The organism is Candidatus Caldatribacterium saccharofermentans (assembly GCF_050267035.1).
Taxonomy (GTDB): Bacteria; Atribacterota; Atribacteria; order Atribacterales; family Caldatribacteriaceae; genus Caldatribacterium; species Caldatribacterium saccharofermentans.
The window spans coordinates 522189-533985 of the sequence record NZ_CP187957.1 but is presented as its reverse complement, the minus strand read 5'-3'; the positions used below and the strand labels follow the sequence as shown (position 1 = coordinate 533985).

At 56.8% G+C, this 11797-nt stretch carries 11 protein-coding genes and 1 tRNA gene; 10 read left to right on the top strand and 2 right to left on the bottom strand.

Going from position 1 to position 11797, the window contains the following annotated elements; translation table 11 throughout:
• Nucleotides 1-2: 2 nt before the first annotated feature.
• The 9 genes from rbfA to ACPT9Q_RS02680 all read left to right on the top strand — a co-directional run bounded on the left by rbfA (nucleotide 3) and on the right by ACPT9Q_RS02680 (nucleotide 9107).
• Nucleotides 3-350 carry a 30S ribosome-binding factor RbfA gene (gene rbfA, locus ACPT9Q_RS02720; RefSeq protein WP_017872114.1) on the top strand — a complete coding sequence of 116 codons (348 nt, stop codon included), beginning with the start codon at nucleotides 3-5 and terminating at the stop codon, nucleotides 348-350.
• Nucleotides 347-1333: a DHH family phosphoesterase gene (locus ACPT9Q_RS02715; protein WP_017872113.1), complete on the top strand. Its 987-nt coding sequence runs from the start codon at nucleotides 347-349 to the stop codon at nucleotides 1331-1333. Before rbfA ends, ACPT9Q_RS02715 begins: the two co-directional genes overlap by 4 nt.
• Nucleotides 1334-1351: 18 nt before the next feature.
• Nucleotides 1352-2239, top strand: coding sequence for a tRNA pseudouridine(55) synthase TruB (truB, locus tag ACPT9Q_RS02710; protein WP_017872112.1), 888 nt, complete (start codon nucleotides 1352-1354; stop codon nucleotides 2237-2239).
• A complete protein-coding gene (locus ACPT9Q_RS02705; RefSeq protein ID WP_427366214.1) occupies nucleotides 2229-3203 on the top strand; it encodes a riboflavin kinase in 975 nt (324 codons plus the stop codon). Before truB ends, ACPT9Q_RS02705 begins: the two co-directional genes overlap by 11 nt.
• A 132-nt stretch (nucleotides 3204-3335) precedes the next feature.
• Nucleotides 3336-4682 carry a TolC family protein gene (locus ACPT9Q_RS02700; RefSeq protein WP_427366213.1) on the top strand — a complete coding sequence of 449 codons (1347 nt, stop codon included), beginning with the start codon at nucleotides 3336-3338 and terminating at the stop codon, nucleotides 4680-4682.
• The gene (locus tag ACPT9Q_RS02695; protein ID WP_427366211.1) at nucleotides 4679-6007 is read left to right on the top strand and encodes an efflux RND transporter periplasmic adaptor subunit; all 1329 of its coding nucleotides are present in this window, start codon (nucleotides 4679-4681) and stop codon (nucleotides 6005-6007) included. Before ACPT9Q_RS02700 ends, ACPT9Q_RS02695 begins: the two co-directional genes overlap by 4 nt.
• A gap of 9 nt (nucleotides 6008-6016) precedes the next feature.
• The gene (locus tag ACPT9Q_RS02690; protein ID WP_427366209.1) at nucleotides 6017-6772 is read left to right on the top strand and encodes an ABC transporter ATP-binding protein; all 756 of its coding nucleotides are present in this window, start codon (nucleotides 6017-6019) and stop codon (nucleotides 6770-6772) included.
• Nucleotides 6769-7986, top strand: a complete 1218-nt coding sequence (locus ACPT9Q_RS02685) for an ABC transporter permease (protein WP_427366207.1) — start codon at nucleotides 6769-6771, stop codon at nucleotides 7984-7986. The genes ACPT9Q_RS02690 and ACPT9Q_RS02685 overlap by 4 nt, the downstream gene beginning before the upstream one ends.
• A gap of 14 nt (nucleotides 7987-8000) precedes the next feature.
• The gene (locus ACPT9Q_RS02680; RefSeq protein ID WP_427366205.1) at nucleotides 8001-9107 is read left to right on the top strand and encodes a TolC family protein; all 1107 of its coding nucleotides are present in this window, start codon (nucleotides 8001-8003) and stop codon (nucleotides 9105-9107) included.
• On the opposite strand, the gene ACPT9Q_RS02675 is transcribed toward ACPT9Q_RS02680, so the two are convergent.
• A tRNA-Gln gene (locus ACPT9Q_RS02675) sits at nucleotides 9101-9174 on the bottom strand. The two genes, ACPT9Q_RS02680 and ACPT9Q_RS02675, sit on opposite strands and share 7 nt — an antisense overlap.
• Nucleotides 9175-9316: 142 nt before the next feature.
• Between ACPT9Q_RS02675 and ACPT9Q_RS02670 the strand changes: the two genes are divergently transcribed.
• The gene (locus ACPT9Q_RS02670; protein WP_427366203.1) at nucleotides 9317-10609 is read left to right on the top strand and encodes a DJ-1/PfpI family protein; all 1293 of its coding nucleotides are present in this window, start codon (nucleotides 9317-9319) and stop codon (nucleotides 10607-10609) included.
• On the opposite strand, the gene ACPT9Q_RS02665 is transcribed toward ACPT9Q_RS02670, so the two are convergent.
• A complete protein-coding gene (locus ACPT9Q_RS02665) occupies nucleotides 10606-11622 on the bottom strand; it encodes a YbgA family protein (protein ID WP_427366201.1) in 1017 nt (338 codons plus the stop codon). The genes ACPT9Q_RS02670 and ACPT9Q_RS02665 overlap by 4 nt on opposite strands.
• Nucleotides 11623-11797: the final 175 nt, after the last annotated feature.

Sequence of the window (11797 nt, the reverse complement as noted above, 5' to 3'; positions counted from 1 at the left end):
CCATGAAAGAACAGAGACCCCTCCGGGTGGCTGAACTGATCAAGAGGGAAGTATCTCGAATTCTCCTTTCTGAGGTTGAGGACCCACGTCTTCGGGGGTTTACCATCACCCGGGTTGAGGTGTCTCCAGACCTCAAACAGGCCAAAATTTTCGTGGGCTTTCTGGGTGAGGCAGAGGAAGGTGAAAAGTACGAGGCCTTGAAGAGAGCGACGAAGTTCATTCGGGGGGTACTGGCCTCGAGAATTCGCATCAAGTTTATGCCTGAGATTGTCTTTGTGGCTGATCCAACTCTGGAGAAAGCTTTTCAGGTTGTGGAACTCCTGAACCGTCTGGAACAGGAGAACCAATGAGGGACGAAAAGAAGGAAATCTGCCGGATTTTCTCGGAAGCTTCCCACTTTGTGGTTACCTCACACCAGAACATTGACGGTGATGGTCTGGGGTCGGCTCTTGCTCTCTATTTTCTCCTCCGGCGAATGGGGAAAAGAGCGAGGGTCGTTTATGATGGCCGGGTGCCTTACTTCTACCGTTTCCTGCCTGGGTCGGCTCAGGTGCTTTCCTTTGAGGAGTTTTCCGTGGAAAAAGAACCTTTTGAAGTCCTGGTGGTTGTGGATTGTTCCAATCCTGCTCGGGTGGGGAGGGTGGAGGGTTTCCTGAAGGAAGCCCGCTACGTGGTGAATATCGACCACCATCCCGACAACGCCTTCTTTGGCCACGCGAACTTTGTCGTTCCCGGGTCCCCTGCTTCGGCACTCCTTGTATACGAACTGGCCCGGGAGCTCCATATCCCCCCTGATGCCGATATCGCCACCAGTATCCTGACCGGTATCGTGACCGATACCGGGGGGTTCCAGTTCGCTGAGCTCAACCAGAACCTCTTCGCCGTTGTTGGGGAGCTTGTGGCCTCGGGCGCTTCCCTGAGCACCATCATGTACCATGTGTTCCGTTTCCGACGCCTTGAAGCCTTGAAGCTTCTGAGCCGGGCGCTCCATCACCTAACTTTTGACCCTGTCTGCGGGTGTGCATCGATGCACCTTACGCAGGAGGACTTCAGGGAATGCGGTGCTCAGGAGGAGGATGCCGAGGGTGTCGTGGATTACGGTCTCTACATCCCTGAGGCCAGAGTTTCGGTGTTCTTTAAGGAAATTGCCCCCAACACCTACAAGGTGAGCCTCCGTTCCCGGGACGACTTTGATGTCCTCCCTGTGGCCCACCACTTTGGGGGTGGAGGACACCAGAGAGCAGCGGGCTTCAAAATCACGGGTCCTTTCCCCTCGGTGTACCGGGAAGTTCTGGATTTTTTGCGGACTACGGTCCTGGGATCTTCGAAATAGGGCGAAGGAGCGACTGTCATGCTGGGTGGGGTGCTGAATCTGTACAAGCCTGTCGGAGTCACTTCTCGGGTTCTTGTGGAACGGGTTGGGCGAATACTGAAGACCAAGGCAGGTCACACTGGGACCCTTGATCCCTTTGCCCGGGGAGTGATCCTTGTGTGTTTTGGGAAGGCCACGCGTCTTGTGTCCTTCTTCCAGGAGCTTGACAAGGTCTATCGGGCGCGATTCCGTTTCGGGATTACCACGGACACTTATGATGTGAAGGGGAGAATCACCACGGTTTCTTCGGGGGAGCTTAGAGAAGAGGACCTGCTTCGGGTGCTCGGTGATTTCCGGGGAACCTTTGTCCAGGAGGTTCCGCCCTTTTCGGCGTGCAAGTACCGCGGACGTCCACTCTACCAGTATGCTCGTCGGGGGGAGCACATCACGCTCAGGCGAGAGGTCACTGTTCACCGACTGGAGCTCCTCTCTTGCCTCGAAGGAGCATTTGGGGAGGCGGAGTTCCTCATCCACTGCTCCGGGGGGACGTACGTGCGAAGCCTTGCCCATGAACTTGGGAAGCGGCTTGGCCTTGGGGCCTATGTGGCTGCTCTTGTCCGGGAGAGAGTGGGCCGGTTCCGGATTGAGGAGAGCATCGATGTTATGCAGAAAGGTATCGAACGGGACTTCCTCCTTGAGCGGTCGCTTCCACCAGAAAAAGCCCTGTACTTCCTCGACGCGGTGGAGGTGGGTGAGGAAGAAGCCAGATGCTTCCTCCACGGAACTCCTTTCTCATCGCCCGTATCCCTGCAGGCCCCCGGCATGGTGAAGGTGCTCCATGGTGGCGCTTTCCTGGGACTGGCTTTCTGGGATTCATCCAGGCTCCTCCCCAGGGTTGTTCTTGCCGAGTCCTGCCATGTTGCTTGAACGGGGCTGGAAGAGGTTCCCCCAAAAGAGTATCGTGGCCATCGGGTTTTTTGACGGTTTTCACCGTGGCCACCGCCGGGTTCTGGCTGAGGCTCTGGCGAGGTCGTCACCGGAGGCTCCTCTCTGTGTGGTGACCTTCTACCCCCATCCCCAGACGGTGCTACTCCCCCGGGAGGGCGTGAAGTACCTGACCTTATATGGCGAGAAGTACCTCCTCCTTGAGCACTTCTTCCCCGGGGCCTTCCTGTGCTTCCTCCGGTTCGACCGGACTCTTCGGGAAACTGCCCCTCTGGGTTTCCTGAACATGGTGGTGGAGTATTTCCACCCCCGGGCAATCTGTGTGGGCGAGAACTTCCGCTTCGGCTTTGAGCGCCGGGGGGACAGTGTGCTCCTTCGGGATTTTTTCGCTCCCCGGGGCACGGAGGTTGTGGTGGTTCCCTCATACCGGGTGCAGGGGGAAGTGGTCTCAAGCTCCCGAATTCGGGAACACCTCCTTGATGGAAGGCTCACCCAGGCGAATGAGCTCCTCGGATTCCCCTTTTCAGTTATCGGGAGGGTCCGGAGAGGGCGGGGGATTGGGAGAAGCCTGGGTTTCCCCACTTTGAACCTCCACCCACCTTCGCGGAAACTCCTGCCTCCGCCGGGAGTGTACACCGGGAGGGTCTTTTGGGAAAGCCCGGGAGAAGCTTCCTGGAATGCCCTGATTTATACCGGGAGCCGGCCAACCTTCCGTGATACGCACCGCCGGGTTGTCGAAGTCTTCGTTCCCTCATCCCCTTTCCCAGAGCTCTATGGCCGGAGAATCTGCGTTACTTTTGAGGAGTTTGTGCGGGAAGAGATGGTCTTCCCTTCAGAGGAAGCTCTCAGAAGACAGATGCAGAAAGACCTTGAGGTCTTCCTCCAGAAGGCTTCGGCTGGTCTTTCCGCTCCAGAGGGGCTGCGCAGGGGCTTCGGGAGCATTTAAGAGAGTATAGCAGGAATTTCACAGATTTGTCACAAATTCTTCACAGAGGGCTGCTATACTTCCCTGTAGCATGCCGGAACTTCCGGGAACCCGGCGTGGTACAATGGGAAAAAGCTGAAAGGCGGGCTGAAGGTGGAAAGGTACCGGGAACTTCTGCTCTCTGTGCTGCTTTTTGTGGGGATTTGCCTGTTTTCTGGGGCCCAGGGGAGGGGCGAGGATATCTCTCTTAAGGAGGCTCTGGAACGGGCGCTTCTGGGGAACCGGGAGATTAAAAAAGCCGAGATTGAAGTGGAAATTGCCCGCTCTGCGCTGCGAAAGGCTCGGGAAAACACCTTTTCCCCGGCGATTGCCGTTGGAGAAACGATACGGCTTTCTGGAGAGTCCCTGGAAGGGTTTTCGTTAGAACTTCGGGATACCATCTCCTTTGACCCTTCACTCTGGGAAGAAGCAAGGGTCAACCTTGAGGGAGCAGAGAGGGCTCTGGGAGCAACGAGGGAAGAAGTGAAAAAGAGCGTCGTCACCTCGTACCTGGAGATTCTCAAGGCGAAGAACACCCTTGCTCTTGAGGAGAAAAGCCTCGAGCTTCTCAAGGGGCGTCTTGAGCGCCTCAGGGAAGGGTATGAGAAGGGGGAAGCAGCGACTTTCGCCCTCCAGGAAGCTGAAGGACAGTACAGAGAGCAGGAAGGAAAGGTTCGGGTCCTGAAAGAGAAGCTTCGTCTTCTTGAGGAACGGTTCTTCCAGTTTCTTGGGGAGGAAATGCCCGGGGAAGAGGTGACGTTTAAGCCCCTTCCTCAAAAGCTCCCTGTGTTTTCCAGAGACCTCACCCTCCAGGATTTCGTTTCTATACGGGATGAAGTTGAGGATCTTGAGGGACAGAGAAGAGTTCTCGAAGCGCAAAAGATGCAGCTTCGCCGGAAGGGCCTTCCTCAGATTACCCTTGAGGGGACCTACAGCAAGGACGGCTGGTCTTTGACCGCAGGCTACAACTTTTCGGCAAAATCCCTCGACATTGCTCTTAAGAAACCTCTTGGTACTCAGGGAGTTTCCTCGGGGGAGCATTTCGGTGTGGGCCTTTCCGTTTCGTGGTCGTTCTCCCCGAGCCTTTCGGAAGAAAAAAAGCAGGTGGAGCTCAGGAAAAAGGCCCTTCTCCTTGACCTTGAGACGGAAAAGGCCACCGTACTTTTCGATATCCGGGAGAAGTACCTTTCCCTCTGTGAGGCCCGGGATACTCTGGAGGGGAAGCGGATGCTCCTTGAGGCCGAAAGGGAACGACATGCCCGGGTAATGAAGCAGTGGGAGTTTGGGAGTATCGACCAGGTGACCCTTCTTGAGAGCGAACACCGTCTTTTCCAGGCCCAGGTGGCGTACGAGAATGCTTTTTGTGACCTTCTGGCAAGCTTTGTCGCCTTTCTCCGGAGTACGGAACAGCCCATCCTCTGGGAAACCCTGTTTCCTCAGGAAGGAGACGAGAGGGAATGAAAAAAGTCGTGGTACTCTTTGTTGCCCTTATTCTTTTCGCTGTCTTTCTCGGTGGATGTTTTCCCCAGCAGGGGCAGAGGACCTCTCAGGTGCAACAGAAAGCCGTTGCATCTTCTCAGACCGTTCCCGTGCGACGGGGGAGGATTGCCGATACGGTATCGGAACTCGGCACCCTTGAGCCGCTCTCGAAGGTCTCGATTATTGCGGAGGAAAGTGGAAAAGTTGCGGAGGTCCTCGTTAGGGAAGGGGAGAGCGTTGAAAAGGGCCAGGTGCTGCTTCGCCTGGACACCGAAGACCTTGAAATCACCCGCTCGCAGATTCTGGCGCAGCTCAAATCAGCCCAGGTCGACCTTGAGGAGTTGCTTTCCGGGCCGACTGAGGTGGAGCTCCGCTCAAAAGAGGCCCAGTATACGGAGGCCCTTCTGGCGTATGAGGAGGCAAAGAAGACCCTTGCCCGGAATGAACGGCTCTTTGCCTCGGGAGCCATATCCCAGGAAGAGCTCGAAGCCAGCCGGAACGAGGTGACGAAAAGGGAGAAAGCTCTTGCTGTAGCAAAGGCAGAGCTTGAGGAGACGAAGAGGAAGCCGAAGAAAGAAGACGTGGAGCGAGTAAAGGCGCGGATTGAAGAAATCGAAGCCTCTCTGCGTTCGGTGGAGCGGCGAATTGCAAAGGCCGAGATTCGTTCTCCTCTTAAGGGAATCGTCCTTGAGGTGAACGTGGAGGAGGGTGATTTCGTTTCAAGCGGCACCAGCGCCTCGGGAGGGACAACTCCTGTCGTGGTTGCTGACCTCTCAACGATGAAGGTGGACGTTCCGGTGAACGAGGTGGACATCCCCAGGGTACGGATTGGGCAAACTGCCCGGATTACCCTTGATGCCTTCCCCGGGAAAACTTTTGAGGGTCAGGTTGTGGCGGTGGCCTACCAGGGGAAAACCAGCGAGAACGTGGTGACCTATGACACCACGGTGCACCTGGCAAATCCCGACAACCTCCTTCGGGCGGGGATGACGGCCAATGTGGAGATTATCATTCAGGAAAAGGAGAACGCCTTACTTGTTCCGGCAAGTGCGGTGAAAGAGGAGGGACAAAGAACCTTTGTCTTCGTGAAGAATGCCCAGGGACAGCCCGAGCGCAGGGCGGTGGTCCTTGGGATTCGGAACGACGCTTTTGTTGAGGTCATGGAAGGACTTCAGGAGGGTGAGGAGGTTTTTGTGACCCCGCCGGAGGGTGCAGGGGTTTCTCCTTCGAGCACCTCAGGGGGTGCACAGGGGAACGTGCGGATTCGTGTGGGTCCAGCGCCTCAGGGTCCTCCACCGGGACGGTGAACTCAGGGAATGCCACCCATCATCCGTGTTGAGAACCTGGTCAAGGTGTACCGCACGGGGAAAGTGGAGGTTCGGGCGCTCCAGGGGGTGACCTTTGAGGTGCATCCTGGGGAGTTCATTGCCATCATGGGTCCCTCGGGCTCGGGCAAAACCACCCTTATGAACATCCTGGGGTGCCTTGACACCCCAACAGAAGGTCGGTACATCCTCGACGGTGTTGAGGTTTCTTCCCTGCGGGAGAATCAGCTCGCCGAAATCCGGAACCGGAAAATCGGTTTCGTTTTCCAGAACTTCCACCTTCTGCCGCGCCTCACCGCTTTCCAGAACGTGGAACTCCCCCTCCTCTACGCTTCGGTGCCGAAGAGCATCCGGGTCCGGAGGGTCCGGGACCTCCTTGAGCGGGTGGGCCTTGGGGAGAGAATGCACCACCGGCCGAATGAGCTCTCGGGAGGGCAGATGCAGCGGGTGGCCATTGCCCGGGCACTGGTGAACGATCCGGCCATCATCCTTGCCGATGAGCCCACGGGGAATCTCGATACCCTCTCGGGAGAAGAGATCATGAGCATTTTCCAGGAACTCAACGAGGAGGGGCGGACCATCATCCTTGTGACCCACGAGCGGGACATTGCCCAGCACGCTCGCCGGGTCATCCACTTCCGGGATGGAAAAATCCTCAAAAACGAGGACGTCACCGACCGTATTGACGCCCGCCGGCTCCTTGAGGAGCTCAAGAGGCAGCGGAGTTTGCTGGAGGAAGCAGGATGAACTTCTCGGAGAGTTTTCAGACCGCACTGTTCAATCTTTTCGCCAACAAGCTCCGGTCCTTCCTCACCATGCTTGGGGTCATCATTGGGGTGGCAAGCGTCGTCGCCATGGTGAGCCTCGGGCAGGGTATGCGGGCACAGATTGTGGATCAAATCAGCAGCCTCGGCTCGAACATCCTCACCGTCATTCCTGGGAGGGTTCGCCAGGGTGCAGGACCCATGGGGATGTTCATGGCCCGGGGAGGGGGAAACGTCCTCAAGTACGAGTACTTTCAGGAGCTCCGGGCTACTCCCTTCCCCGGCATTCGGGCAGTCACGACGGAGGCAACGACCAGCCTGCCTGTGACCTTTGCCCGGGAAAGCGTTTTCGTGAACGTGGTGGGAACGACACCGGAGTTACTGGAAATTCGTAACTTCACGCTCCTTGGTGGTCGTTCCTTCAGTGGATACGACTACTCCTATTCCCGGAAAGTGGCGATTCTGGGACACACGGTGGCCCAGGACCTTTTTGGGGATCCCCTCCTTGCGGTGGGGGCCTCAATCCGGGTCGGACGAACGATTTTTACCGTGGTGGGAGTGCTTGAGCCGAAGACCATGGGCGGCCAGGACCTCGGGAACCAGGTGTTCATCCCCCTCACGACGTTCCGGCAGTACCTCACAGGAAGCAGGTACCTCCGGAACATCATCGTCCAGGTGGATGAGAAGGAAAATATTCCCCTTGTGTCGCAGTGGCTTTCCGACTTCTTCAGGAGGAAAATCGGGGACCCTGAGCAGTTCTCCATCCTGAACCAGCAGGACCTTCTGGAGACCGTGGAGAGCGTGACGGGAACCGTAACGCTTTTCCTTGCGGTCATTGCTGGTATTTCGCTCCTTGTGGGGGGCATCGGCATCATGAACATCATGCTTGTGTCTGTGGCGGAGAGAACCCGGGAGATTGGGCTTCGCAAAGCTATTGGAGCAAAACCCCGGGATATCCTCCTGCAGTTCCTCCTGGAATCTTCGCTTTTGAGCCTTGTGGGGGGGGTGGTGGGGCTGGTTCTTGGAATTCTTGCCGGCAGGACCATGGCGTCTTTCTCTCAGCTTCCCTTTGTGCTCTCACCGCAGGTTATGGCTCTGGCCCTTTCGGTTTCCCTGGCTGTGGGGCTCTTTTTCGGGATATATCCGGCCCGGAGGGCGAGTCGTCTCGACCCCATTACGGCACTCCGTTACGAATAGAAGGAGGGATGGGTATGAAGGCAGGGGTTTTGGGAATTCTTGCGATTCTGGTGTTCACTGTCTTCTGGGGTATGGGGCTGGCCTTTGGGGAGGAGGCAAAGACTCCACCGTCTCTCTCGCTCAAGGAGGCGATTGAGCTTGGCCTCCAGAAAAGCCGAACGATTCGCCTTGCTGAGTTATCCCTGAAGGTTCAAGAGCTGCAGTACAGGGAGGGGAAGGCTAACCTTCTCCTGAACCCTTCAGTGGTCTCTGAGCTCCAGCTTGAGAACACCTGGCAGAGCGCGCAGAGGAATTTCGCCCTGCAGCGCATGCAGCTTGCCCTCAGCATCGAGGAGGCATACTACAACGTCCTCAGAGCAGAACGGGCCCTGAGTCTCGCGCGGGAGAATCTCGCCCGGCTTGAGAAGCAGCTTGAGGACACCCGGACCAGGTTCTCTCTGGGTGTTGTGGCGAAAATCGATGTGCTCCGGAACGAACTCGAGGTTGACCGGGCCCGCCTTGAGGTGGAGAGGGCCGAGCGAAACCTTGCCCTTTCCCGAATGAATCTGGGGAACATCCTGGGGCAGGGACTTGAGGCAAACTTCACTCTTTCGACGGATCTCTCCTTTGAGCCCGAAGAGCTCGATCGTGATGCCTGCATTCAGTATGCTCTGCTCCACCGACCGGAAATCAAAGAAAAAGAGGAGACTCTCGCCCTGCGCCAGAAAGAGCTCGCAGTGGTAACCTCCTATACCCCCGCCCTGGAGCGAGAAAAAGCCAGGGTGAATCTTGAGGTGGCAAAAGAGGAGCTTGAGAACACCAGGGAGTCGATTATCCTCGAGGTGGAACAGAAGTTTTCGGACCTCCTCGCTGCTTTGAAGAACGTCCCCATTGCCCGGAAGAACCTTGAAGTGGCACGGGAGACTCTCGCCGTTCAGCAGGCCCGGTTCGATGCGGGGGTCATTACGCTCCTTGACCTTCTTGAGGCGCAGAACGACCTTTACAAGGCGGAAAGCGACTACCTCCAGGTGCTCTTTGACTACCACATCGCCCGGGCAAAGTTCTATAACGCTTTAGGAGCGGACCTCGAGGAGCGGGGGAAGCTTACTCCGAGAAAAGAGACAGGAAAAGAAAATGGCTGAGAGGGGTGGATTCGAACCACCACTACGTGATCCAGAGTCACGTGTCCTACCCTTAGACGACCTCTCAGCAGGAGCAAAGGTATCATACCACGGTTTTTCCGGATTTTCAAGGGGATTTGGAACTTCGAAGGGGAGGGTTTTGCAGAGGAAGTTCCGGCATTTCTCTGGTCTTTTTATCCTTTTATCTCTCGGTGAGGGAGGTGGCAGAGATGTCCTCTTTCCTTGAGGTTGCGAGGAGAACTGGAGTGAGTATTGTGGAACGGGAAGGGTCCCTGTTCTGGGAAGGTCCTCACGCTGGGAAGAAGAAACCCCAGGGCCCCCTTGCAGGGAAGACCATCGGCCTTCTTGTGGCTAGCGAATTCAGCGATTTCCAGGCGTACTACCTTGCCGAGTACCTGAGCGAATTCGGGGGCTGGCCCGAGTTCCTTCTCGTTGACTGGGTAACCTGGAAGTGGACGCGGCCTCACGTGAAGGGGAAAGGGGTCACCGGAATGTGGGATATGAGCGTTGACCCTATTCCCACGATAAGCCCTAACCGGTACGGTTTCAGGCCTCTTAGAGAAGCAAGACCGGAAGAGTACGACGCCCTCGTGGTCCTTGGAGGTCACTCCGCCGACGTCATGATGACCGAAAACGAGGTGATTCGCTTCCTCCAGGCTCTGTACGAGCGTGGAGCACTCGTTGGAGCCATAGGTGACGGTGGTCTCACCCTCATCAGTGCCGGGATTCTCCAGGGCAGGCGGGCCACAGGGAGCAAAGTGGTATCGTTTTTCCTGCGCCGGATGAAGGTGTTTGAAGATGCCCCGGTGGTCCTTGATGGGAATATCCTCACCGCCCGGGACACCGTGGATACTCCACGGTTTGTTCGGGCACTCTGCAAGTACTTTGATCCCCGGTTTGTGGATGAGCGTGAGGGAATCCTTCGGGGAAAACACGTGGTCGTCATCGCTGGAGAAGATTTCGAAGACGTAGAGCTCGTTGTCCCTGTCCTCGAGTTCCTCTTTCGGGGCGCAGCGGTGACCCTGGGGACCTTCAAGGCCCCTCTGCGCGCCCGTCCGCCCCTTCTCGGCCTTGATGTGGTTGTGGGGAACTTCGGCATTTCCGTGCCCCTCCAGGAGATCCCCCTGGGGTACTACCGCATTGCCCCCCTTGAGGACATTCCCGAAGAATGCGTGAACCTCGTCATGGTGCCGGGGGCCTTCTGCCCCTGGAACTGCATCGTGGCTGAGGCACCTCTTGACTTTCTCTGGAAGGTCTATGAAGCGGGGAAGGTTGTTGCCGGGATATGCCACGCACCCATTGCACTGGCGGCTGCAGGGATTCTTGAGGGGAAGAAAAGCGCCGGGTGGCTGGCCTGTAAAGACGCCGTGCCCATCATGGGTGGGGTGTACAGTTTCGACTGGTCTGCGGTCATTGATGGGCGGGTGGTGACCGGGAGGGTCCCCGACGACGTCCCGGAATTCATGGATGCGATGACCGAAGCACTTTTGCGCTCTTCTTAAGGGGTTTTCCAGAAGTCCCGTTCTGGAAGGAGGTCCCGGAATTCCTTTGGTCGCAGGGCTTCGGGATACGGGCGGAAGAAGACCTGACGCAGGAGGTACGGTTCTTCAAAGCGCAAAACCCACGATTCCACAAGGCTTGTGAGGACAAGAAGGGGGATGGTACCCTTTCGGAATTCCTCAAGAAGATGCAGGAAGAAAGCTTTCTCCTGCGGGGTGATTTTGTCCTTGAAGTAGCCGAGGACATGGTACAGGACGTTTATGACGAGTTTTCGGTTCATGGCACGCCGGATTGCCTGGAGGAAGTGGGTCGCATAGGCGGTAAAAGCCTCGTCCACGTTTTCAGAAACCTGGGCGACGATCTTCCCTAAAAGCTGTGTTTCCCTCTGGTGGTGGGCAAGGAGGAAGAGCTTGTATCGGGTATGGAAATCCACGAGTTTCCCCGGGGATTTCGTCCTGAGCGTTGCTTCAAGGTCGGCAAGGGCGAAGACCTTCTTCAGGAAATGCTCACGAATGGCCAGGTTCTCAAGGCGCTTTTCGCTTTCAATGGCAAGGTAGGGGTATTTCCTGAGAACCGCTTCGGCAAACATCCCGTTCCCCAGGGCAAGGACTTTCCCTGAAGGGGCATGGATTTTCACGTCCCTAAGACCACAGGAGGGGGATTTTGCCTTGAGGATGAATCCGTGAACCCCCTGGAGGGTGAGGAACGTTTCCGAAAAATGCTCCATCACCTCTGTAAGGTCCTTTGCGGTTTCCTCCTGAAGGAGGCGTCGTTCTCCGCCTTTGAGGACGATGCGGATGGGTTTTCGGGGGACCCCAAGCCCAATGGCAACCTCAGGGCACACCGGGATGAATTCAACAAAGGATGCAAGCTCCCGGACAAAAGCATCCTCGATGATTGCTCCATCGTACCGGCAGGGAGCAAACCCGAGACACTGGCTCACCACGATTCTGGGCCTTGGAAAGCTCCGGTTCCAGAAAACCTCGGCCATAATCCGGAGTTCTTGAGAAGACACTTTGCTCCATTGTACCGGTTACTCCATTGAGAGTAAAGCCTTGATTTCTCCAACCTCTTCCCGGTACTGAAGGAGGGCGAGGAACCCCGTACCTCGCCCTTTTAGCGGCACAGGGAACCCAAACAGTGACCCTGAACGGCGGGCTTTTCGTCACGGCATCGGAATATCAACGCAC

Excerpts from the sequence above, each read along its gene's own strand:
- ACPT9Q_RS02690 (WP_427366209.1), top strand. The coding sequence starts at position 6,017 with ATGCCACCCATCATCCGTGTTGAGAACCTGGTCAAGGTGTACCGCACG.
- ACPT9Q_RS02705 (WP_427366214.1), top strand. The coding sequence starts at position 2,229 with ATGTTGCTTGAACGGGGCTGGAAGAGGTTCCCCCAAAAGAGTATCGTG.
- ACPT9Q_RS02685 (WP_427366207.1), top strand. The coding sequence starts at position 6,769 with ATGAACTTCTCGGAGAGTTTTCAGACCGCACTGTTCAATCTTTTCGCC.
- ACPT9Q_RS02695 (WP_427366211.1), top strand. The coding sequence starts at position 4,679 with ATGAAAAAAGTCGTGGTACTCTTTGTTGCCCTTATTCTTTTCGCTGTC.
- ACPT9Q_RS02670 (WP_427366203.1), top strand. The coding sequence starts at position 9,317 with ATGTCCTCTTTCCTTGAGGTTGCGAGGAGAACTGGAGTGAGTATTGTG.
- ACPT9Q_RS02715 (WP_017872113.1), top strand. The coding sequence starts at position 347 with ATGAGGGACGAAAAGAAGGAAATCTGCCGGATTTTCTCGGAAGCTTCC.
- truB (WP_017872112.1), top strand. The coding sequence starts at position 1,352 with ATGCTGGGTGGGGTGCTGAATCTGTACAAGCCTGTCGGAGTCACTTCT.
- ACPT9Q_RS02680 (WP_427366205.1), top strand. The coding sequence starts at position 8,001 with ATGAAGGCAGGGGTTTTGGGAATTCTTGCGATTCTGGTGTTCACTGTC.
- rbfA (WP_017872114.1), top strand. The coding sequence starts at position 3 with ATGAAAGAACAGAGACCCCTCCGGGTGGCTGAACTGATCAAGAGGGAA.